We start from the raw sequence: 23906 nt of genomic DNA, 5'->3' as shown, positions 1-23906 counted from the left end.
CGAAAAAAGCTAAAGTGCAGATAAACGTTTCTGTGCCTGTTTAGCAGCATCAGTGTTGGGATATTGCTTGATCACTTGTTGATAAACCGCCTTAGCTTTATCACTTTGGCCTTTATCCTGCATGATCACCCCGACTTTAAACATCGCTTCTGAACTTTTTGGGGACTTTGGATAATTTTTTACAACAACAGCATAATAATACGCAGCATCGTCTTTCTTACCTTTGTTGTAATACAACTGCCCTAACCAGTAATTGGCATTAGGCTGGTAAGTCGACTTTGGGTACTGTTTCACAAAACCTTGGAAAGCAGTGATCGCTTGATCGTATTGCTTTTTCTCAAGAGCCAGAGAAACGGCTGTATTGTAATCGCTGTTTTCATCACCAGTACTTGCTGCAGGTGCCGCTGTAGCCGCTGCTGCGCCTGCGGTGGCAGCATCAGAACTTCCAGCCGTTGCATTATCTGCCGCAGCGCCAGCAGCCGCAGGCGTTGAAGTAGACGCCCCCTGACCACCGCTCAGACTATCCATCTGCTGATAGATCTGTTTTTGCCGCTCAACAATTTGATTGAGCTGATACTGATTTTCTTGGATCTGACCGCGTAAACTATCTACATCGCGTTGCGAATCTGATAGTTGTTGCTGAAGTTGAGTTAATAGTTGGCTGTGAGCGTTGGAAATACGCTCAAGTTGAGTGACCCGATCTTCTACCGAGCCGGAGCCGACATTACTGATTGGCGCTTGGGCAGTAGCGGCCCATGGGACCGCTACGCCAACCAATAACGACAGACCCACTAAGTGACGTCTGAAGTTACTGTTCATGCGATTCTCTTAGTAAACCAGAACTGCACGACGGTTTTTAGCAAATGCTGCTTCGTCATGGCCCAGTACTGCTGGCTTCTCTTTACCGTAAGAAACGATAGAGATTTGGTCAGCAGAAACGCCTTTACCTTGCAGATACATTTTCACTGCGTTTGCACGACGCTCGCCCAACGCGATGTTGTATTCTGGCGTACCGCGTTCATCCGCGTGGCCTTCAACAACAACTTTGTAAGATGGGTTGCTACGCAGGAATGCAGCATGTGCATCCAGCATTTGAGCGAAGTCAGAACCGATATCGTATTTATCGAAACCGAAGTAAACGATATTGTTCTTTTGCAGTTCTTGCATCTGAAGACGCGCTTGCTCTTCGGAAGACAGGTTGCTGCCGTTTTCTGTACCAGTGCCAGCGCCCATGCCAGATTGGTCATTATTTGCGCTTTTGTTGGAACTACAAGCCGCTACAGCCAGAACTGGCAAAGCCAACATTAGCCCTTTTAGCACTTTGTTCAGTTGCATCTCTTTGATCCTTTTTTATAGTTTGCCATACATACGTATTTACACATGCATCACAGATACGGCGACCAGGCAGGAAATTTGACCTGTCCATCAGTTGCCGGAAGACGCGCTTTGAAACGCCCATCAGTCGAGACCAGCTGTAACACGGCTCCCAGCCCTTGTGTCGAGCTATAGATAACCATGGTGCCGTTAGGCGCGATACTAGGCGTTTCATCCAGGAACGTGTCCGTTAATACTTGAACGGCTCCCGTTACCAGATCCATTTTGGCGATGTGTTGTGCCCCACCATTGGAACTAACCAATACCAGGAACTTACCATCAGGACTCACATCTGCGTTCTGGTTCTGAGAACCTTCCCACGTGATTCGCTGTGGCGCACCGCCATTAATATTCACTTTATACACTTGTGGACGACCGCCCTGATCCGAGGTATAGGCCAGGTTTTGGCTATCCGGGAACCAGCTTGGTTCAGTGTTATTGCTACGGCCATCGGTCACCTGGCTGATTTGGCCAGACCCCAAGTCCATAACATACAAATTCAAGCTACCGCTTTTAGACAAAGCGAAGGCCAATTTGGTACCGTCTGGTGAGAAAGCTGGCGCACCATTATGACGTGGGAATGAGGCCACTTGTCTGATTGCACCATTTGCCAGCGTCTGAATAACCAGTGCTGATTTGCCACTCTCAAAAGTTACATAAGCAATTTTGCTACCATCTGGAGACCAGGCTGGTGACATCAAAGGCTCTGGAGAGCGGTGAACCACAAACTGGTTGTAGCCATCGTAATCAGAAACTCGCAATTCATGTGGGAATTTGCCGCCGTTGGTTTGCACCACATAAGCAATTCGGGTACGGAACGCACCTTTAATCCCGGTCAGCTTTTCAAAGACTTCGTCACTGGCAGTATGCGCGGCATAACGTAACCACTGTTTAGTCACTTTATACTGATTTTGCGCCAATACACTACCCGCAGCACCAGAGGTATCCACTAACTGGTAAGAAACCACGAAGCTGCCATCAGCACTTGGCTGAACCTGCCCTACAACCACGGCATCAATACCCAATGCAGTCCAGGCAGCAGGTGTCACTTCAGCTGCAGTAGACGGTTGCTGTGGCATACGCGCCGCATCAATTGGGTTAAATTTACCACTGTTGCGTAAATCTGCGCCGACGATCGCGCCAATCTCTTCCGGTGGTGTACCTGGCCCCATCCATTTGAATGGCACAACGCCAATTGGACGAGCAGAATCTACCCCTTGGGTAATTTCAATGCGAACTTCCGCGTGTAAAACAGAAGCCCATAAAACTAAAAAGCCTAGCGCAACTCGACATGCCTGCTTCATCTTGTCTCCCTTACCCGAGCGGGATGCCCGCGATAATTAGCAGAATTTTAACAAACCAACGCAAACAAAACTACATAATACATGGTTGCTTAACAGAGTATATCCCCGTCAATCAAACCTTATTGAGGTTTAAATACAAGCGGAGCATTCTTAAACACCTCATAAACATCAGAACTTGGTGGTTTAGGGATCTTCGCTTGTTTTGCTGCGGCGATTGCAGCCTGGCACAGTGCCGGGTCGCCCCCTTCCGCTTTAACATCAATTAATAGACCATCTGGTGCCAATTTAATTCGCAGATCACAGGTACGGCCTTTGTAAAGATCTGCATCATAAAATTTACTTTGGATCGCGGCAGTAATCTGGCCTAGATAGCCACTGACCTCCGCGCCTGATGCCCCGCTCTTCTTGCCACCACCTTTACCGGCAGCGGCGGCACCGGCACCTGATCCACTTTTCGGCGCATTCTTGGAATTTGCCAAGCCACCGAATAAATCATCAACATCTGTTGCCGCGGCAGCTTCTGCGGCAGCTTTCTTTTTGGCCTCAGCAGCAGCGGCTTTCTTAGCGTCAGCAGCTGCTTTTTTCTCAGCATCAGCGGCGGCTTTCTTTTCAGCGGCCTCTGTTGCAGCTTTTTCAGCAGCTTCTGCGGCTTTCTTCGCATCAGCATCAGCTTGCTTCTTCGCAGCAGCAGCGACTGCAGCCTCTTTCTTGGCCTCAGCTTCCGCTTTTTTCTGTGCTTCAGCCTGCGCTTTCACCAGCTTATCCGCTTCTGCTTTGGCTTGAGCTGCAGCGGCCTCGGCCTGCTTCTGCTCCTCTTTAGCTTTCGCCGCAGCAGCGGCGGCCACTTTTTGTTGCTCAGCCGCTTCTTTTTGCTGTTCAGCAGCCTGTTTTTTCTGTTCTTCAACCGCCTGCTTGGCATCTTCTTGTGCTTGCAGACGCTCTTTTTCCAATTCTTTCAGACGTTGTTGCTCAGTCGCCTGTTTTTGCTGTAATTCTTCAGCTTGCTGATCGGCTTTCTTCTGGCGTTGTTGTTCCGCCCGTTTAGCGTCCGTCTGCTGCTGTTGCTGGCGGTTATACTGCTCTGTCACCGCGCCCGGGTCGACCATAACGGCATCAATAACTTCGCCGCCAGCACCGCCGCCGCCCATTTCAGTCGTCTGCGTCAGAGAGCCCCAAATCAACAGGGCAATCAATACGATGTGCAGAACCACCGACACTATAACAGCGCGATTCAGCTTATCATTTTGCTCGGTTGCCTTACCCACGCTCGATTTCCACACTCGATGTCCGCGCTCTATTGCTAAAAAACGGAACTGCCAAAAACAGGGTATCTACTGGCTGGATTTACTATCAACCCAGCCAATATCAACGCAAATTTATATCGGTTGAGTCATTAAGCCTACCGATGTCACTCCAGCCTGATGCAGCATATTAAGGGCCTTAATAATTTCATCATAAGGAACCTCTTTCGCGCCGCCGATCAGAAATACAGTTTTCGGATTCGATTTCAACCTTGCTTGAGCCTCTGCCACCACTTGTTCTGAGGGTAGTTGCTCCATCCGCTGATGGTCAATAACCAGCGAGTATTGGCCCACACCTGAGACTTCGACAATCACCGGAGGATTATCATCGCTGGAGACAGTTTTTGAATCCGTCGCGTCAGGTAAGTCCACCTCAACGCTTTGCGTGATAATCGGCGCGGTCGCCATAAAGATCAGCAATAGCACCAGCAAAACGTCGAGCAAGGGAACAATGTTAATTTCAGACTTAAGCTCGCGCCGTTTACGACCACGTCCTCGCGCCATACAACCCCCTACTTATTTGCTCTCGGCGCTGGCAAAAGCCTGGCGATGCAGAATAGCAATGAACTCTTCCATGAAGTTGTCATAGTTTTGTTCAAGTTTATTCACACGCTGATTCAGGCGGTTATAAGCCATAACAGCAGGGATAGCGGCAAACAAGCCGATCGCCGTGGCAATCAGTGCTTCAGCAATACCCGGTGCGACCATTTGCAATGTCGCCTGCTTGACTGCACCCAGAGAAATAAAGGCATGCATAATCCCCCATACTGTACCAAACAGACCGATATACGGGCTGATGGAACCAACAGTACCAAGGAAAGGAATATGAGTTTCCAGCGCTTCTAATTCGCGGTTCATCGAGATGCGCATCGCACGGGAAGCACCGTCAATCACCGCTTCAGGCGCATGGCTATTTGCACGATGTAAACGCGCAAACTCTTTAAATCCGGAATGGAAGATTTGCTCGGAACCACCCAGCGTATCACGGCGAGCCTGACTCTCTTGATACAGGCGAGACAGCTCTATACCGGACCAAAATTTATCTTCGAAGGCTTCAGCATCGCGGGTAGCCGCATTCAGAATACGCGTTCGCTGAATGATTATCGCCCATGAAGCAATAGAAAAGCCCATCAATACCAGCATGATAAGCTTAACGAATAGGCTTGCCTGCAGGAATAAATCCAGAATGTTCATGTCAGCCACTACTTAAACTCCGCGACAATAGACTTAGGAAGCGCTCTTGGCTTCATTTGGTGTGGATCGATACATGCGATCAATACTTCTGCACTACTCAGAAGATTGCCATGTGAGTCGAGAATTCGTTGAGCAAACGAGAGAGAAGCCCCACGCATTGCGGTAATTTCACTCTGAACCTCCAGCATATCATCAAGACGTGCAGGTGCCAGGTATTCTACCGTCATGCGGCGGACAGCGAAAGCGACATGCTCACTGAGCAATTGCTGCTGGTGAAAATTGCGTTGGCGCAACATTTCTGTGCGCGCCCTTTCATAAAAGGCAACGTAGCGTGCGTGGTAAACCACGCCACCAGCATCAGTGTCTTCAAAGTAGACACGAACCGGCCATCGAAACAACGTATTACTCACTCTACTTCCCAGTAATGCAGTTAACGGACACACTATACTGAAGAGTGATAAGGTTTGGAATCACTTGCAAGAATAGAACGAAAATAATTATGGGCCAGGCGGCCCATAAAGGAGAGTTTGTGTTCAGATTAGGCGAAATATGACCAGATTAGACAAAAAAGTAGAATAATCCCGCGCCCAAGATCACAATTGCTGGAAGTGGTGAGAAAAAAGCGCGTAACCACATCCGTTTTGGACGAAAACCAACGCCATGAATCACACCGGTACAAACCGCCCACACGATAAACACCTCTTGCCAGACTTCCAGTGAGCTAGTTGCCGCCGCAAAACGCGAAGGGTCCCAGAACACACAAAAAGCCACAGCAAATGCGAGCACCAGTGAAAGGGCTCGTAGCGAGCCCTTGTCCATTAGATTGTATAGCTTATCGGACAACATCATCTTCGCCATTATTAGCGGCTTTCGCTGCTGCGTTGGCTTCACTCTGCTCCAGCGCCAGGGCAGTAATGATACCAAAGGAGCAGGCCAGAAGTGTCCCTAGAATCCAGGCAAAATACCACATGCTTTATGCTCCTTAGTACAGTGAATGCTTGTTGTTTTCGATGAACTCTTTATCAATGCGCCCGAACATCTTGTAGTAACACCAGCTGGTGTAAATCAGGATGATAGGAACAAAGATTATCGCAACAATGGTCATCACTTTCAGCGTTAACAGGCTTGATGTTGCATCCCACATTGTCAGACTGACATTTGGCACTGTGCTTGACGGCATAACGAATGGGAACATAGTGACCCCAGCAGTCAGTATCACACAGGCAATGGTCAGTGATGAGAACAGGAACGCCCAAGCCCCTTTTTCAAAGCGCGATAACAAGATGGTGAACAGAGGCAAAATCACGCCCAGTGCTGGCAGCGCCCACAAGCTTGGATACTTGTTGAAGTTAATCAACCATGCACCTGCTTGATGTGCAACTTCTTTGCGCATCGGGTTAGATTGAGCTGCTGTATCCAATGCTGAGGTCACAACAAAGCCATCAATACCATTAACTAACCAGATACCGGCCAGCAGGAAGGCAACGCCCATCACCAACGCAGAGATTTGCGCCGCAGCACGGGAACGCAAGTGCAACTCCCCACGGGTACGCATTTGCAGGTAAGTCGCACCCTGTGTGACCAGCATGGTCAAGCTGACCACCCCTGCCAGTAAACCAAACGGGTTTAACAACTGGAAGAAGTTACCGGTGTAGAACAGGCGCATGTAGCTGTCCATATGGAACGGCACACCTTGCAGCAAGTTACCGAACGCCACACCGAACACCACCGCAGGCACGAAGCTACCGACAAAAATGCCCCAGTCCCACATATTACGCCAGCGGCTGTTTTCCAGCTTAGACCGGTAATCGAAACCGACCGGGCGGAAGAATAACGCAGCCAACACCAAAATCATCGCAATATAGAAGCCGGAGAATGCCGCGGCATACACCATTGGCCAGGCAGCAAACAGCGCCCCACCCGCAGTTATCAACCAAACCTGATTACCATCCCAGTGAGGGGCAATCGAGTTAATCATAATGCGACGTTCTGTATCATTCTTCCCGATGATGCGCAGCAGGATACCGACACCCATATCGAAACCATCAGTGACTGCGAAACCAATCAGCAGTACACCGATCAGCAGCCACCAGATAAATCGTAATACTTCATAATCAAACATAAGTGGACTCCTGTTTACCGTGCTTCCTGCACTGGGGCAGTCGGCTGCTCAAAATGATAACGGCCAGTTTTCAGGCTGCTAGGCCCAAGGCGCGCGAATTTGAACATCAGGTACATTTCTGCCACCAGGAACAGCGTGTACAAACCGCAAATCAGCCCCATGGAGAATAAAATATCCCCGGCGGAGACGGATGAGTTTGCAATTGCTGTCGGTAGCACCTCACCGATGGCCCATGGTTGGCGACCATATTCCGCCACAAACCAACCTGCTTCGACTGCAATCCACGGTAACGGAATACCGAACAATGCGGCACGCAGTAACCATTTCTTCTCACCAATCCGACCACGAATCACATTATAGAAGGACAGGCCGATGATAATTAACATCAGGAAACCACAGGCCACCATGATACGGAAGGCAAAGTACAGCGGCAGAACGCGTGGAATGGAGTCCTGTGCTGCTAACTGAATTTGCTCTTCAGTCGCATCGGTAACGTTTTGTGTATAACGCTTCAGTAATAGACCGTAGCCCAAGTCTTGCTTCGCCTTACTGAATGCTTCACGCACGGCTGGGTCAGTATTACCGGAACGTAATTTTTCTAACAGACTGTAAGCATGGATACCATTACGGATACGGACTTCGTGCTGAGACATCAAATCACGTAAGCCGATAACTGGCGTATCCAATGAACGGGTCGCAATTATCCCCAGAGCGAATGGAATCTGAACCGCAAACCGGTTCTCCATGGTTTCCTGATTGGGGATGGCAAATAGCGTGAAAGCCGCCGGAGGTGGCTGAGTTTCCCATTCTGCTTCAATCGCAGCCAATTTGGTTTTCTGCACGTCACCCATCTCATAACCGGATTCATCACCCAGCACGATAACAGACAGCACGGCAGCCATACCAAAACTCGCAGCAATAGCAAAGGAACGTTTGGCGAACGGAATATCACGGCCTTTCAATAGATAGTAAGAACTGATACCCAGAACAAACATCGCGCCAGTGACATAACCAGCGGCCACAGTGTGAACGAATTTCACCTGAGCAACTGGGTTTAGCACCAACTCTGAGAAGCTCAGCATTTCCATACGCATGGTTTCAAAGTTGAAGTCAGATGCAATCGGGTTTTGCATCCAGCCATTCGCAACCAAGATCCACAGTGCAGAGAAGTTAGAGCCTAATGCAACCAGCCAGGTTACTGCCAAATGCTGGTGTTTACTCAGACGATCCCAACCGAAGAAGAATAGACCGACGAAAGTAGATTCTAAGAAGAACGCCATTAAACCTTCGATTGCCAGAGGGGCACCGAAAATATCACCGACGTAATGTGAGAAATATGACCAGTTGGTCCCGAATTGGAACTCCATAGTCAGACCAGTAGCAACACCCAGAGCAAAGTTAATCGCAAATAACTTACCCCAGAACTTGGTCATATCTTTATAGATTTGTTTGCCAGACAGCACATAAACCGATTCCATAATTGCCAACAAAAACGCCATACCCAGCGTTAATGGGACAAATAAGAAATGGTACATTGCCGTTAAGGCAAACTGTAACCGTGACAGTTCGACAATATCAAACATCTTGACTCCTTGCTCCTCGCACGAAGACTCCGACTTGCGGCAACTGGACCTCCGTTATATTGGAAGTTTAGTCATTACCCGCAGTGAATGCCCAAAAAACACAACAAAAATAACAATATCAACTACCCAGTATTACACCGCGGTAATAGTACGCTTCTAATCCCACACAATAAATAGGATTTTACGTGACCCAGCTTCGAGTTCTGGATACAGGTCAATAAATAGGCCATTTGCCTATCATATCGTAATTTGATCCAGAACAATTTAAGCCCATATGAACATTATTGCTATATTCAAAAGTTGATTTAGAACAATTATTTCTTTCTAATGTTAATTAAAAGTTCAATTGTTTTTATATAATCCACAACTGTTAACGGAATGTAATTTTATAGTTTAGTTCGTGCTTTATTACGTGGTTATTATGCGATCCAGGTTAACTTTTAAATTTATTATTTTCAGAGTGAGTTAAATCACATTTCCGAGTTTTACATGAATATATTAGTCCATCCTGAGGGAAGCGTTCGCAAGTGTTGCTATTTTGTTGCATGATAAAGTGCTATTACCTGATAAATGAATCTCCTACAATGAAAAAAATAGCACTCACCACATTACTCTGTATCAGCTCCCCCGCTTTCGCTGCACCACAAATTGATATTACTATCTTGGGAACCTCTGATTTACATGGCACTTTCGTACCATGGGACTATGCCAGTGACAGTGAAAATCTGGCCGGTAGCCTAAGTCAAATAGCCACCAAAGTGCATAAAATACGGGCTGAACAACCGAATATTATTCTGGTGGATGCCGGCGATACTATTCAGGGCAACTTTGTCGAAACCTTTAAAAACGAACCTATCAGCCCAATGATCCTTGGCTTTAATGCTTTGAAATATGACGCCTGGGTGATGGGTAATCACGAATTCGATTTTGGCTTGAAAGCTCTTTCTACCTCATTAAAGCAATTTGACGGCGCAGCACTGGCGGGCAATATTTTCTGGGATTCAGGTAAACCCTACCTGCCCTCTTACAAAATAATTGAGCGCCAAGGGGTTAAAATCGGCATTATCGGGATGGATACTCCGATGACCGCCGAGTTTGCTCAGGGTACTGACCGTATTAATGGCATCCATTTCACTGATCCAGTGCAGGAAGTGAAAAAGGTCATTCAGCAGCTCCAGCCACAGGTAGATGCCATTGTTCTGGTAGCGCATATGGGAATCGACAATGAGAATCAGCGGCCCGGAACCGGTGTTGGCGATATCGCCAAAGCCAATCCAGAACTTGCTGCCATTGTCGCGGGCCATATGCATGTAAAAATTGATAAAGCGGTGGTCAACGGCGTCATTATTACTGAGCCGGATAAATATGGCCGTGCCCTTTCCCGTATTGACCTGAAATTTGAGCAACGCGACGGGAAATATCACCTTATAGAGAAAGACAGCTACACCTACCCTATCAAGGGGATTGAGTCTGATAAAACGCTGGAATCACTCTATCAACCTTACCACGATATTTTGCGCGCCAATGCTAATCGAGTGATTGCGAAACTGAGCGGTACAAATTTAGTCCCGCCGGATGAGATTAAAGGTATTCCGCAAGTCCATGTGCAAGACACCGGTATCAGTGCACTCTATCAAGAAGCCGCCCATTATTATGCCCCGCAGGCCCAAGTCATCGCCTTGCAGATTGATAATGACCGTCCCAAAATGGATGTGGGTGATATCACGGCTAAAGACATTGCATTCAACTATCAATATGCTGGCGGTGAAATTACGGTTTATGCCCTGACTGGCAAAGAACTGAAGCAATATATGGAGTGGTCGGCTGACTACTTTAACCAAGTTAAGCCGGGCGACGTAACCTACAGCTTTAACCCGCAGCGCCGTGCCTCTAAATATTCTACTAATGACTTCTTTGATGGGGTGACATACACCATCGATTTACGTCAACCCGCAGGGATGCGTATCACCGACCTGCGTCTCAATGACGGAACCCCCGTCACAGATATCACTCCCATACATTTGGGCATGAACAGTTATCGGATGGGGCATTTAACGCAAAAAGGCGGCGTGCTGGAAGGACAATCATTCCCGATATTATCGGACAGCAAAGCCCAATATGGTGAAGAAGAAGGCACTATCCGTAACCTAACAATTCACTATCTGACGGATGTTAAAATGGGGAAATATGAGGGAAAACCTCAACAGCGCTGGCATTTGGTGGGACTGGAAGGCTATGAGAAAGAGCGGCAGATTGTTAAACAACTGATTAATAACGGCACCATAGCAGTGCCAGCCACGGATGATGGCCGCTATACCAACATTGCATCGATCAACATAAAAGATAAGCTGTTCAAAGATAAAACCAGTTACGACGCAGCGCTGACGACATTGCAGCAACAAGTGTCGGGCAGCAAAAATGAGCAAGTTAAACAGCAGGCTCAAACAGATATCGCTCTTATTACGGAGCTGAATAAATTCTGATTAGGTATTAAAAAGGCCACCCTAAGGTGGCCTCTATATCACAAGATTATTATCACAAGATTATTTATTGCTCTGATAAACTGCTTTAACAGCATTGCCGATTTCAGCCAGGCTACGGACGGTTTTCACCCCCGCAGCTTCCAGCGCAGCAAATTTATCATCCGCAGTTCCTTTACCGCCTGCAATGATGGCGCCCGCATGGCCCATACGCTTGCCTTTTGGTGCAGTCACACCAGCAATGTAACCCACGACAGGTTTGGTCACGTGATCTTTAATGTAAGCTGCGGCTTCTTCTTCTGCGTTGCCGCCGATTTCACCGATCATCACAATCACTTCAGTTTGCGGATCTTCCTGGAACAACTTCAGGATATCGATGAAGTTAGAACCTGGGATCGGGTCGCCACCGATACCAACACAAGTGGACTGACCGAAACCGATATCAGTAGTTTGTTTTACTGCTTCATAGGTCAAAGTACCTGAACGGGAGACAATACCCACTTTGCCCAGCAAATGAATGTGACCCGGCATGATGCCAATCTTACATTCACCTGGGGTGATAACACCAGGGCAGTTCGGGCCGATCATCCGTGCATCAGACTGTTCTAATCTGACTTTTACCACCAGCATATCCAGTGTTGGAATGCCTTCAGTAATACAGATAATTAATTTAATACCGGCGTCGATAGCTTCCAGAATCGAGTCTTTACAGAACGGAGCTGGTACATAGATAACAGAGGCCGTAGCACCGGTCGCATCTACCGCTTCACGTACAGTATTGAATACTGGTAAGCCCAAATGCTGGGTGCCGCCTTTGCCTGGCGTTACGCCACCCACCATTTTTGTGCCATAAGCAATAGCTTGTTCGGAATGGAAAGTCCCTTGGCTACCGGTAAAACCCTGGCAAATAACTTTGGTGTTTTTATCAATTAAAATAGACATTATTTAGCCCCCACTGCCGCTACAACTTGCTGAGCCGCATCTGTCAGGCTGGTCGCAGCAATGATATTCAAACCGCTGTCTGCCAGTTTTTTGGCACCCAGTTCGGCGTTATTCCCTTCCAGACGAACGACCACTGGCACATTGACACCCACTTCTTCAACTGCACCGATAATGCCGTCAGCAATCAGGTCACAACGCACAATCCCGCCGAAGATGTTCACGAAAACCGCTTTTACTTTGTCATCAGACAAAATGATTTTGAAGGCTTCAGTCACACGCTCTTTAGTAGCACCACCGCCGACATCAAGGAAGTTAGCCGGCTCACCGCCGTGCAGTTTCACGATGTCCATAGTACCCATGGCCAGACCAGCACCATTTACCATGCAGCCAATGTTGCCATCCAGCGCCACGTAATTCAGTTCCCACTGCGCAGCATGAGCTTCACGGGCATCTTCCTGGCTAGGATCTCGCATTTCACGCAGTTCGGGTTGACGGAACAAGGCGTTGCCATCAGCACCCAATTTGCCATCCAAACAAATCAGATCGCCCTGCTTGGTGATAACCAGCGGATTGATCTCAACCATCGCCAAATCGCGTTCCAAGAACAAGGTCGCCAGACCCATAAAGATCTTGGTGAACTGAGTCACTTGCTTACCGGTCAGACCCAGTTTGAAAGCCAACTCGCGGCCCTGATAAGGCTGCGGGCCAGTCAATGGATCCAATGCGATTTTGTGGATCAGTTCTGGTGTTTCTTCAGCAACTTTCTCAATCTCAACACCGCCTTCGGTGGATGCCATAAACACCACCCGACGGGAGCTACGGTCAATAACCGCGCCCAGATATAGCTCTTTGTCGATATCAGTCGCCGCTTCAACTAAAATTTGGTGAACGGGTTGGCCATGTGCATCAGTCTGGTAAGTCACCAGTTTTTTGCCCAACCACTGTTCAGCGAAAGCACGAATATCTTCTTTGCTATTAACCAGTTTCACGCCGCCCGCTTTACCGCGACCACCAGCATGCACCTGACATTTAACCACCCACGGGCCAGCACCGATTTTAGATGCGGCTTCTTCTGCTTCACGCGGTGTGGTACAGGCGTAGCCAGTTGGCGCTGGCATGCCATACCGAGCAAACAGTTGTTTTGCCTGATATTCGTGTAAATTCATGATGTTCTATCCATATAAGGTCTGAGTTGAGCCGAAGCCTACCAGGTAGCCTGATTGCACGGAGGCAGGTAATCAACACCTTGCAATCAGACTGACCTTGTCATTTATCTTTTTTATACGTCGAGCAGTAAGCGAGCTGGATCTTCCAGCATCTCTTTTACCGTCACCAAATAACCAACGGATTCACGGCCGTCAATCAAACGGTGATCGTAGGACAGTGCCAGATACATCATTGGCAGAATCACTACCTGACCATCTACCGCCATAGGCCTGTCTTTAATGGCATGCATGCCAAGGATTGCGCTTTGTGGCGGGTTAATGATCGGAGTCGACATCAATGAGCCGAATACACCGCCATTGGTAATAGTGAAATTACCACCGGTCAGTTCTTCAACTTTCAATTTGCCGTCACGGCCTTTTATAGCCAGTTCTTTGATTTTCTTCTCAATATCAGCCATGCCCATGGTGTCCACATCACGCAATACCGGAGTAACCAGACCACGCGGAGTAGAAACGGCAATACTAATATCAAAGTAATTGTGGTAAACCACGTCTTCGCCATCGAGGGAAGCATTCACTTCTGGATAGCGTTTCAGTGCTTCAACGACCGCTTTGATATAGAAAGACATAAAGCCCAAACGGACACCGTGGCGCTTCTCAAAAGCTTCGCCATACTGCTTACGCAGATCCATAATTGGCTTCATGTTGATTTCGTTAAACGTGGTCAACATCGCGGTGCTGTTTTTAGCTTCCAACAGACGCTCGGCAACACGTTTACGCAGACGCGTCATCGGCACGCGTTTTTCACTGCGGCCAGCAAGAGCGGCTACAGGTGCAGCGGCTTCAACTTTGGTTTCCACTGCGGCTGGAGCCGATTTCCGGTTTGCCAGATGACTATCGACATCTTCACGCGTGATACGCCCGCCCACACCACTGCCTTTAATGGCCGAAGCATCAAGGCTATGTTCAGCAATCAGGCGACGAATCGCTGGGCTGAGAGTATCGTTGCTTTCAACTTCCAGGCTAGCAGTCTGGCGCTGAGCCGGAGTTGACTCCGTGCTTTGGCTTTTTTCTTCCGTCGGTAAGCCGGAACTGTCACTGGGGCGAATACGGCCCAATACCTGGCGTGAGAGCACGGTCGCGCCCTCATCTTCCAAGATGACATCCAAGATGCCGTCCTGACTCGCCGGAACTTCCAGAATCACTTTGTCCGTTTCAATTTCGACCAGCACTTCATCACGTTTGACACTATCGCCCGGTTTCTTGTGCCAGGTTGCTACAGAGCCATCGGCGACAGACTCAGGGAGGTCAGGAACATTAATATCTACGCTACTCATTCTCTATCCTTTATGTGTTAACCGGTCGCTATTCAACAGTCAGCGCGTCATTAACCAGCGCTTGTTGTTGTTTTTGGTGTACGGAAATGTATCCAACTGCCGGTGAAGCTGATGCTGGACGGCCTGCATAACGCAAGGATGCGCCAAATGGGATCACTTCACGGAAGTTATGCTGGCTGCAATACCAGGCGCCCTGGTTAAGCGGCTCTTCCTGACACCAAACGAAATCATGCACATGAGCAAATTGTTCCAGCACCGCTTGTACCGCGTGATGTGGGAACGGATAAAGCTGCTCGATACGCACGATAGCAACGTCGGTTTGCCCGTTTTTGCGTCGCTGTTCCAGCAAATCATAATAAACTTTGCCAGAGCACATCACGACACGCTTAACGCCTTTCGGGTCCAGCTCATCGATTTCACCAATGGCGGGTAAGAAGCTACCATTAGCCAATTCATCCAGCGAAGAAACTGCTAATGGATGACGCAACAATGATTTAGGTGACATCACCACCAGCGGACGGCGCATACCACGTAATGCCTGACGGCGAATCATGTGGTAAACCTGTGCAGGTGTTGAAGGGATACACACCTGCATGTTTTGTTCGGCGCAAAGTTGCAGATAGCGTTCCAATCGTGCCGAGGAGTGCTCTGGCCCTTGCCCTTCATAACCGTGCGGCAACAGCATAACCAGACCACACATACGGCCCCATTTCTGCTCGCCGGAACTGATGAACTGGTCGATAACGACTTGAGCACCGTTGGCAAAGTCACCGAACTGCGCTTCCCAGATAGTCAGAGTGCGTGGTTCTGCAGTGGCATAACCATATTCAAACGCCAAAACAGCTTCTTCCGATAACACCGAGTCCCATACCTGGAAATCGCCCTGCCCGCTGTGAACATTAGCCAATGGCACATAAACTGAGCCATTTTTCTGGTTATGAATCACCGCATGGCGATGGAAGAAAGTCCCGCGCCCAGCATCTTCACCAGATAAGCGAATGGGGATCCCTTCATCGACCAGAGTGGCGTAAGCCAGTGTTTCAGCACCGCCCCAGTCAAATGGTTTCTCGCCGCTTGCCATCAAAGCACGGTCGCCATAGATTTTGGCTACACGGGATTGCATTTCAATGGCTTCTGGCGCATGGCTGATACGGCGCGCCAGCTCTTGCAGGCGTTTCATCTCAACTTTACTTGGATACTCTTCATCCCATTCGTGGTTCAGATAGGGTGACCAAGTGAAGGATTGAAGATTCATTGGACGCCATTCTTCCACCACACAGTCACCATGATCCAGTGCATCACGGTACAGGTTGACCATTTCCGTGGCATCTTCCAGGCTGGCGATATTTTGCTCAGTCAGCTTGTCAGCATAGATTTTGCGCGGCGTCGGGTGTTTTTTGATCTTCTGATACATCACTGGCTGTGTTGCACTTGGCTCATCGGCTTCGTTATGCCCATGGCGGCGGTAGCAAACCAGGTCGATCATCACGTCACGTTTAAAGGTGTTACGGAAATCCAACGCCAGACGAGTCACAAACGCCACAGCTTCAGGATCATCAGCATTCACGTGGAAAATTGGGGCCTGTACCATTTTGGCGATATCAGTACAGTATTGGGTAGAGCGCGCATCCAGTGGGTTCGAGGTGGTGAAACCAATCTGGTTGTTGATAACAATGCGCACTGTCCCGCCCACTTCATAGCCACGGGCTTGAGACATGTTCAATGTTTCTTGTACTACGCCCTGCCCGGCAATCGCCGCATCACCATGAATAGTGATTGGCAATACCATATTGCTGCGCGCTTCATCCAGACGATCACGACGAGCTCGCACAGAACCGATGACTACTGGGCTAACAATTTCCAAATGTGAAGGGTTAAAGGCCAGCGCCAAGTGAACCAGGCCGCCTTCGGTTTCCACATCGGATGAGAAACCTTGGTGATATTTAACGTCACCAGTCCCCAGATGCTCTTTATGTTTGCCGGCGAATTCATCAAACAAATCTTCCGGTTTTTTACCCAACACGTTAATCAATACGTTCAGGCGGCCACGGTGCGCCATTCCCAGAACTACTTCACGTGTTCCGTTTTTACCGGCATGGCGAATCATTTCTTTCAACATGGTGACCAGCGAATCGCCGCCCTCCAGCGAGAAACGCTTAGCACCAGGGAATTTAGCCCCTAAATAACGCTCCAAACCTTCAGCTGCAGTCAGTTCGCTCAGGAAGCGGCGCTTTTCTTCATCGCTGAATGTTGGTTTCCCGACCACCGACTCAATCCGCTGCTGAAGCCAACGTTTCTCTTCAGTATTGGTGATGTGCATGTATTCAGCGCCAATCGAACCACAATAGGTCTGTTTCAGGGCCGCATACAAGTCAGACAGCTTCATGGTTTCTTTGCCGATAGCAAAAGAACCCACATTGAAAGTGTTCTGGAAGTCGGATTCGGTCAGATGGTGATAAGCTGGGTCAAGGTCTGGAACAGACTCCTGCTTCCACAAACCGAGTGGGTCTAGGTTGGCATGTTGATGGCCGCGGAAGCGGAAGGCATTGATTAACTGCAACACCTTAACTTGCTTGGCATCATTTTCAGGATCACTGATGGATGAGTTATAACGAGAGGGATCCTTCGCCAGGCGACGGAAATACTCACGTGTTTGAGAGTGGAACTGATCAGGTTTTACACCCGTCGTAGGTAGTTGTAGAAAAATTGAACGCCAACTATCATCAACGGAACCAGGATCGGTTAAAAAGTCTTCATAGAGCTGCTCTATGTAGGACTGGTTCGCGCCCGCCAGATAGGAGGAATCCAGCCAGGCCTTCATTGCGCCGTTCTGCATCATGATCCCTTAAGCTTTGAAGCTTCAGTTTTCGCCGTGGTTAACATATACACCGTAATATCAACGGTTTGCCGTAAAAACGGTTCACTCGACGTGCTTAATACACGTTCTGTTATGGACCTTAACGGTCCCGTTCAAGGAACCTCTAAAAACGGACAATTTGTCGGCTTTTAGAGATTCCCTACCTTTAAGCAACCTGGGGAAACATCCCCAGGTTAATAAACTCACATCATGTACTACGTTGCAACTATCATGTGCACTGTAGCGCTTATCATGCGCTACGCTGTGACTATCATGCACTACGCTGTAACAACATAGACTTAATGTGACCAATTGCTTTGGTCGGGTTAAGGCCTTTAGGACAAACACTGACACAATTCATGATGCTATGGCAGCGGAAAACACTAAAAGCGTCGTCCAGATCATCCAAACGTGCTGTTGTTTCAGTATCACGGCTATCTATCAGGAAGCGATAGGCAGCCAGTAACCCTGCTGGGCCAACAAATTTATCCGGATTCCACCAAAATGACGGGCAAGATGTGGAGCAACAGGCACACAGGATACATTCATACAAACCATCCAGTTTTTCGCGCTGTTCCGGCGATTGTAAATGCTCACGTGCTGGCGGATTTTTGCCATCATTCAACAGGTAAGGTTTAATTTTCTCATATTGAGTATAAAACTGCCCCATATCGACCACTAAATCCCGCACCACCGGCAACCCCGGTAATGGGCGAATCACAATCTTTTTACTGCCTTTTTGCAAAGCCGAAACCGGTGTAATGCATGCCAGCCCATTTTTGCCATTCATATTCAACCCGTCTGAGCCACAAACACCTTCACGGCATGAGCGACGAAACGACAGCGTCGGATCTTTTTCTTTTAACTGGATAAGGGCATCCAGCAACATCATATCCCGACCTTCTTCCGCTTCGAGGGTATAATCCTGCATATGCGGCGCGTTATCGACATCCGGGTTATAGCGATAAATTGAAAACTCAAGCTTCATGACCTTTTCCTCCGCAACGGGTTAGAATTTAACCCTATCAACACAACACATGCATTAGTAAGAACGCACTTTCGGCGGGAAGGCCGCGCGTAGCTTAGGTTGCATGTTTACCTCACGGCGGGTCATGCTTTCGGTGTCTGGCAAATAGAGCGAGTGACACAACCAGTTAGCATCATCACGTTCCGGGAAGTCGAAGCGGCTATGCGCGCCACGGCTTTCGGTACGGAAGTTTGCAGACACGGCAGTGGAAAACGCGGTTTCCATCAGGTTGTCCAATTCCAGACATTCAATACGCTGGGTATTGAATTCACTGGAGGTGTCATCCAAACGGGCATTTTGCAGACGTTCGCGGATAGTTTTTAGTTCTTCCAAACCATTGGCCATAGCATCACCTTCACGGAACACCGAGAAGTTATTCTGCATACAGGCCTGTAATGCTTTGCGGATCTCAACCGGATCTTCACCTGAGCGGGTGTTATTCCAACGGTTCATGCGCTCCAGTGATGCTTCGATATCAGAATCACTGGCATCGCGGCTAGCGCCCTGCTCCATCAAAGACTCTTGCAGATGCATACCGGCTGCGCGACCAAATACCACCAAGTCCAGCAATGAGTTACCTCCCAAACGGTTTGCACCGTGGACGGAAACACAGGCAATTTCACCCACAGCAAACAAACCTGGGATGACAACATCTTCACCCTTTTCATTAACTGTAATGGCCTGGCCAGTTACTTTGGTCGGAATTCCGCCCATCATATAATGACAAGTTGGGATAACCGGGATAGGTTCTTTAATTGGGTCAACGTGAGCAAAGGTGCGTGATAGCTCAAGAATGCCCGGCAGGCGGGATTCCAGCACATCTTTACCCAAGTGATCCAACTTCAATTTGGCATGCGGGCCCCACGGGCCATCACAACCACGGCCTTCACGGATTTCAATCATAATGGAGCGCGCGACAACATCACGACCCGCCAAATCTTTGGCGTTTGGCGCATAACGCTCCATAAAGCGCTCGCCGTGTTTATTCAGCAGATAACCGCCTTCACCACGGCAACCCTCGGTCACCAACACACCCGCCCCGGCGATACCCGTCGGGTGGAATTGCCACATTTCCATGTCCTGCACCGGAACACCGGCACGCAGGGCCATGCCCACACCGTCACCGGTATTAATGTGCGCATTCGTGGTTGACTGGTAAATACGTCCAGCACCGCCGGTCGCCAGCACAGTCGCCCGCGCTTTGAAATAGACCACTTCACCGGTTTCAATGCAGATAGCGGTACAGCCCACAAAAGCGCCGTCCTGATTCTTCACTAAATCCAGTGCATACCATTCGGAGAAAATCGTGGTGTGATTTTTCAGGTTTTGCTGATAAAGGGTGTGTAACAGTGCATGCCCGGTACGGTCAGCCGCCGCCGCAGTACGCGCCGCTTGCTCACCGCCAAAGTTGAGCGACTGCCCACCAAATGGCCGCTGATAAATGCTGCCATCTTCTAAACGGGAGAAAGGTAGCCCCATGTGTTCCAGCTCAAGGACAGCTTCAGGGCCGGTTTTACACATATACTCAATGGCATCCTGGTCACCGATATAATCGGAACCCTTTACCGTGTCATACATATGCCATTCCCAGTTATCTTCATGGGTATTACCCAGCGCAACAGTGATACCCCCTTGCGCAGATACGGTATGGGAACGGGTTGGGAAAACTTTGGATATCAGGGCGCACGACAGCCCCATTTGTGAAATTTGCAGTGCCGCGCGCATACCTGCGCCGCCCGCACCAACAACAACAGCATCAAACTCTCTGACCGGCAGTTTCATTTAAGCACCCCACACCACAATGGTTCCATATAATAGATAAACCAGCAGCGTAATCACGACGGCTAGTTGCAACACCAATCGTATCGCTATCGGCTTGATATAGTCCGTTAATACCTGCCACAAACCAATCCAGGCGTGAGCCAGAATCGACAGCAATGTCAGCAGGGTAAACACTTTTGTGATGTGCGAAGCAAAGAAGCCACGCCAGATTTCGTAGGTGATATCTGGGACAATGACGACAAAGCCCAGAATATAAAGAACATACAGAGTGATGACGATCGCAGAAGCACGTAGTAACAGCCAGTCGTGTACTCCATTACGCCCTAACGCAGAAGCATTGCTTACCATACAAGGACTCCAGCTAAAACTGACAGCACCAAGGTTAACACCATTGCTACTTGGGCGGAGCGGGTCCCCGCAGCCAAGCTCTCTTCGATATAGCCGAAATCCATTAACAAGTGACGGATGCCACCGCAAATGTGATAGGCCAGCGCAGTCAGTATTCCCCAGAAGATGAATTTAACAAAAAAGCTATTCATGACAGCCGCAGCTTGTATGAACCCTTCTTGCGAAGAGACAGACAAACCTAACAGCCAAAGGAGGATACCCACGGCAACGAAAGTAATTACGCCAGAGACTCGGTGTAAAATGGACGCTATCGCAGTAACAGGAAATCGAATCGTTTGCAGATCCAAATTGACAGGTCTTTGTTTTTTCACGGTTTTGCCCACACAGCTCTTATTATTTTCCTTCCTCCGGGCCTGGGCGTGGATCAGACAGCGTTAAGAGCCGAAACCCTTCACATCGCACATTTAAACATAACATCCTGAATGCTTAGATGACGTGTTCTATATAACGCTGGGTGCTCCTACTTCAGGGTAATCCGGAGACCTGGCGGCAGTATAGGGGGTTCACATTCTTATTACAATTCCCACACAATCTGATTGGTAACATTTCCCCTGAACAGTGATTACGATCACGATTTACATAATTGGCATAAAATTAATTATCTGATTTGACAAAGAATAAACATTTAAATTACAACTATGGTGAAAACAAACCCTATCATTCACTAAAGGTGTGCGGATACACTTCCCCATAAGCTTAAGTTATGCAACAGTGTACTCAGTAATTACCCCCATATGTTTCGTAGGAAAATGAAAAACGAATTATAAGAAATCAACAAATCTCTAACAAAAAAGCAACGTCAGTTGACGATTCGCATGATTGAGTCGTCCGCCGCATTGGTAAGACACTCTGTACCCTAATTCACTTTTCAAGGTGAACACAGAGACGTGCTGATGAGGGAATGCCCTGCGGGTATCCAAGACATTTAGATTGTTAGGGGTTTTAAAATAAGCGCTAAGGAGACTGTAAATGGCTAACAAAAAAGCGACGCTGAATCTGGACGGCGAAGCTGCGATCGAACTGGGCGTGCTATCCCCGACCATCGGCACTGACGTTATTGATGTTCGTGCCCTAGGTTCTAAAGGTTATTTTACCTTTGACCCCGGTTTTACCTCTACCGCATCCTGCGAATCAAAAATCACTTATATTGATGGTGACGAAGGTATTCTGCTGCACCGAGGCTTCCCAATTGCCCAATTGGCCAAGAACTCTACTTATCTGGAAGTTTGCTACATCTTATTGTATGGCGAAACTCCGACCGCAGAAGAGTATGAAACCTTCAAAGCGACAGTCACCCGCCACACCATGATCCACGAACAGATAACCAGCCTGTTCCGCGGATTCCGCCGCGACTCACACCCAATGGCCGTGCTCTGTGGGGTGACGGGCGCACTGGCGGCTTTCTACCACGATGCGCTGGATGTCAATAATGAGCGCCATCGTGAAATCACCGCTTTCCGCCTGCTGTCCAAAATGCCGACGGTCGCCGCGATGTGTTACAAATATTCCATCGGCCAGCCATTTGTTTATCCGCGTAACGACCTGTCCTATGCCGGTAACTTCCTGAACATGATGTTCTCTACACCTTGTGAGAAATACGAAGTTAACCCGGTACTGGAACGCGCTATGGATCGCATTTTCATCCTGCATGCCGACCATGAGCAAAATGCTTCGACATCTACGGTGCGCACCGCCGGGTCTTCTGGTGCGAACCCGTTTGCTTGTATCGCTGCGGGGATCGCTTCCCTGTGGGGGCCAGCTCACGGCGGTGCTAATGAAGCCTGTCTGAAGATGCTGGAAGAGATTAAAACTGTTGAGCACATTCCAGAGTTTATCCGTCGTGCAAAAGATAAAAATGACTCATTCCGTCTGATGGGCTTCGGTCACCGTGTGTATAAAAACCACGATCCGCGCGCAACTGTTATGCGTGAGACCTGCCATGAAGTGCTGAAAGAGCTAAAACTGGAAGACGACTTGCTGAAAGTGGCGATGGAGTTAGAGCATATTGCGCTGAACGACCCGTACTTCATCGAGAGAAAACTGTATCCAAACGTCGATTTCTATTCAGGTATCATCCTGAAAGCGTTGGGAATTCCATCTTCTATGTTCACGGTAATCTTTGCTATCGCCCGTACCATTGGCTGGATTGCTCACTGGAATGAAATGCACGACGAAGGCATTAAAATTGCCCGTCCGCGCCAACTTTATACCGGTTATGCAGAACGTGATTTTAAGAGCCAACTGAAGTAATAGGCCGACTTTTTGCTATTTGATGTAAAAACGCCACCCTCTTAGGTGGCGTTTTTTATACCCAAACTCATTGGAGTTACAGGTAGGCAGCAAGCAAACACCCCTGTAGCTTCAAGGACGAAAGGTAGGATCAGTGGATTGCACCACCGGCAATATGCGAATCATGATCAATTTGTAAGGCGATGGAAATCGCCAGTTCCAAAGCAATCACCACGGAGTGCGCTGACATACTTGGCGCGCCAGGGTGGTTTACTGCCTGTTCCGGTAAATAAGGGATATGAATAAAACCGCCCTTAACTTCATCATTAGCCTGATGTAACCGATGTAATAAACCGTACATTACGTGGTTACAGACATAGGTTCCGGCAGTTTGAGACACTGAGGCCGGAATTCCCGCCTCGCGAATGCCCTGCACCATGGCCTTGATAGGCAGACGGGTGAAGTAGGCTGCCGGGCCATTTTCCACTATTGGCTGGTCTATGGGCTGCTTTCCCAGATTGTCTGCAATGCGGGCATCGTCAATATTAATGGCCACCCGCTCGATGCTAATCTCGGCACGACCTCCCGCCTGACCAATAGCCAACACCAATACTGGCTGAACTTCATCTATGGCGGCATTCAGCGCGATCAGGGCTTCGCCAAAAGCGCAAGGTAATTGGCGGGCCACCACTTTGGCCCCGCCGAGCATCAGATCATTGAGCTGTTTGACCACTTCCCAGGAAGGATTAACCCGCTCCCCGTCAAATGGCTCAAACCCGGTAATTAATACACTTTTCATC

The 23906-nt window shown here is 48.7% G+C and carries 22 protein-coding genes; 2 read left to right on the top strand and 20 right to left on the bottom strand.

What is annotated here, in order from left to right; translation table 11 throughout:
- Positions 1-9: 9 nt before the first annotated feature.
- The 11 genes from cpoB to cydA all read right to left on the bottom strand — a co-directional run bounded on the left by cpoB (position 10) and on the right by cydA (position 8878).
- Complete coding sequence (gene cpoB / locus OP863_RS06685) at positions 10-819, bottom strand: cell division protein CpoB (protein WP_038634624.1); 810 nt, start codon at positions 817-819, stop codon at positions 10-12.
- Between the two features lie 9 nt (positions 820-828).
- Positions 829-1335 carry a peptidoglycan-associated lipoprotein Pal gene (gene pal, locus OP863_RS06680; protein ID WP_005278500.1) on the bottom strand — a complete coding sequence of 169 codons (507 nt, stop codon included), beginning with the start codon at positions 1333-1335 and terminating at the stop codon, positions 829-831.
- 50 nt (positions 1336-1385) lie between these two features.
- The gene (gene tolB, locus OP863_RS06675) at positions 1386-2678 is read right to left on the bottom strand and encodes a Tol-Pal system beta propeller repeat protein TolB (RefSeq protein WP_038634628.1); all 1293 of its coding nucleotides are present in this window, start codon (positions 2676-2678) and stop codon (positions 1386-1388) included.
- A gap of 119 nt (positions 2679-2797) precedes the next feature.
- On the bottom strand, positions 2798-3943 hold the full coding sequence (gene tolA, locus OP863_RS06670) for a cell envelope integrity protein TolA (protein ID WP_038634631.1): 1146 nt from the start codon (positions 3941-3943) through the stop codon (positions 2798-2800).
- A gap of 111 nt (positions 3944-4054) precedes the next feature.
- Entirely contained in the window at positions 4055-4483 is a 429-nt protein-coding gene (gene tolR, locus OP863_RS06665) for a colicin uptake protein TolR (RefSeq protein WP_038634634.1), read from the bottom strand.
- A 12-nt stretch (positions 4484-4495) separates the two neighbouring features.
- Positions 4496-5182, bottom strand: a complete 687-nt coding sequence (gene tolQ / locus OP863_RS06660; protein WP_004393307.1) for a Tol-Pal system protein TolQ — start codon at positions 5180-5182, stop codon at positions 4496-4498.
- Positions 5182-5583 carry a tol-pal system-associated acyl-CoA thioesterase gene (gene ybgC / locus OP863_RS06655; RefSeq protein WP_038634637.1) on the bottom strand — a complete coding sequence of 134 codons (402 nt, stop codon included), beginning with the start codon at positions 5581-5583 and terminating at the stop codon, positions 5182-5184. The genes tolQ and ybgC overlap by 1 nt, the downstream gene beginning before the upstream one ends.
- 148 nt (positions 5584-5731) lie before the next feature.
- Entirely contained in the window at positions 5732-6019 is a 288-nt protein-coding gene (gene ybgE, locus OP863_RS06650) for a cyd operon protein YbgE (protein WP_050112730.1), read from the bottom strand.
- Positions 6006-6143, bottom strand: a complete 138-nt coding sequence (gene cydX, locus OP863_RS06645) for a cytochrome bd-I oxidase subunit CydX (RefSeq protein ID WP_004393309.1) — start codon at positions 6141-6143, stop codon at positions 6006-6008. Before cydX ends, ybgE begins: the two co-directional genes overlap by 14 nt.
- 12 nt (positions 6144-6155) lie before the next feature.
- Positions 6156-7295: a cytochrome d ubiquinol oxidase subunit II gene (gene cydB, locus OP863_RS06640; RefSeq protein WP_038634643.1), complete on the bottom strand. Its 1140-nt coding sequence runs from the start codon at positions 7293-7295 to the stop codon at positions 6156-6158.
- A 14-nt stretch (positions 7296-7309) separates the two neighbouring features.
- Positions 7310-8878 carry a cytochrome ubiquinol oxidase subunit I gene (gene cydA, locus OP863_RS06635; protein ID WP_038634645.1) on the bottom strand — a complete coding sequence of 523 codons (1569 nt, stop codon included), beginning with the start codon at positions 8876-8878 and terminating at the stop codon, positions 7310-7312.
- Between the two features lie 584 nt (positions 8879-9462).
- Here cydA and OP863_RS06630 point away from each other — a divergent pair.
- A complete protein-coding gene (locus tag OP863_RS06630; RefSeq protein ID WP_265526004.1) occupies positions 9463-11361 on the top strand; it encodes a metallophosphoesterase in 1899 nt (632 codons plus the stop codon).
- 60 nt (positions 11362-11421) lie between these two features.
- Here the strand turns inward: OP863_RS06630 and sucD are convergent, their stop codons facing one another.
- From sucD to sdhC, 8 genes are all read right to left on the bottom strand, one after another.
- On the bottom strand, positions 11422-12300 hold the full coding sequence (gene sucD / locus OP863_RS06625; RefSeq protein ID WP_265526003.1) for a succinate--CoA ligase subunit alpha: 879 nt from the start codon (positions 12298-12300) through the stop codon (positions 11422-11424).
- Entirely contained in the window at positions 12300-13466 is a 1167-nt protein-coding gene (gene sucC, locus OP863_RS06620) for an ADP-forming succinate--CoA ligase subunit beta (protein WP_145588603.1), read from the bottom strand. The genes sucD and sucC overlap by 1 nt, the downstream gene beginning before the upstream one ends.
- A 113-nt stretch (positions 13467-13579) precedes the next feature.
- Positions 13580-14803 (bottom strand): 2-oxoglutarate dehydrogenase complex dihydrolipoyllysine-residue succinyltransferase, encoded by a 1224-nt coding sequence (gene odhB, locus OP863_RS06615; protein ID WP_145588600.1) that lies wholly within the window; start codon positions 14801-14803, stop codon positions 13580-13582.
- Positions 14804-14831: 28 nt separating this feature from the next.
- Positions 14832-17639 carry a 2-oxoglutarate dehydrogenase E1 component gene (gene sucA, locus OP863_RS06610; protein WP_038634658.1) on the bottom strand — a complete coding sequence of 936 codons (2808 nt, stop codon included), beginning with the start codon at positions 17637-17639 and terminating at the stop codon, positions 14832-14834.
- A gap of 292 nt (positions 17640-17931) precedes the next feature.
- Positions 17932-18648, bottom strand: a complete 717-nt coding sequence (locus tag OP863_RS06605) for a succinate dehydrogenase iron-sulfur subunit (protein WP_265526002.1) — start codon at positions 18646-18648, stop codon at positions 17932-17934.
- A 54-nt stretch (positions 18649-18702) separates the two neighbouring features.
- Positions 18703-20469: a succinate dehydrogenase flavoprotein subunit gene (gene sdhA / locus OP863_RS06600; protein ID WP_038634661.1), complete on the bottom strand. Its 1767-nt coding sequence runs from the start codon at positions 20467-20469 to the stop codon at positions 18703-18705.
- On the bottom strand, positions 20470-20817 hold the full coding sequence (sdhD, locus tag OP863_RS06595) for a succinate dehydrogenase membrane anchor subunit (protein ID WP_004393318.1): 348 nt from the start codon (positions 20815-20817) through the stop codon (positions 20470-20472).
- Positions 20811-21200, bottom strand: a complete 390-nt coding sequence (gene sdhC / locus OP863_RS06590) for a succinate dehydrogenase cytochrome b556 subunit (RefSeq protein ID WP_038634666.1) — start codon at positions 21198-21200, stop codon at positions 20811-20813. Before sdhC ends, sdhD begins: the two co-directional genes overlap by 7 nt.
- Before the next feature lie 646 nt (positions 21201-21846).
- Here sdhC and OP863_RS06585 point away from each other — a divergent pair.
- Complete coding sequence (locus tag OP863_RS06585; protein ID WP_038634668.1) at positions 21847-23127, top strand: citrate synthase; 1281 nt, start codon at positions 21847-21849, stop codon at positions 23125-23127.
- 130 nt (positions 23128-23257) lie between these two features.
- Here OP863_RS06585 and pcp read toward each other — a convergent pair whose 3' ends face one another.
- Positions 23258-23905 (bottom strand): pyroglutamyl-peptidase I, encoded by a 648-nt coding sequence (pcp, locus tag OP863_RS06580; RefSeq protein ID WP_038634670.1) that lies wholly within the window; start codon positions 23903-23905, stop codon positions 23258-23260.
- Position 23906 lies beyond the last annotated feature (1 nt).

It is taken from the genome of Yersinia sp. SCPM-O-B-9106 (C-191), from assembly GCF_026183365.1.
In the GTDB taxonomy this organism is placed as follows: domain Bacteria; phylum Pseudomonadota; class Gammaproteobacteria; order Enterobacterales; family Enterobacteriaceae; genus Yersinia; species Yersinia rochesterensis.
The sequence above is the reverse complement of the archived record's forward strand: the minus strand, read 5'-3'. Positions and strand labels throughout refer to the sequence as shown.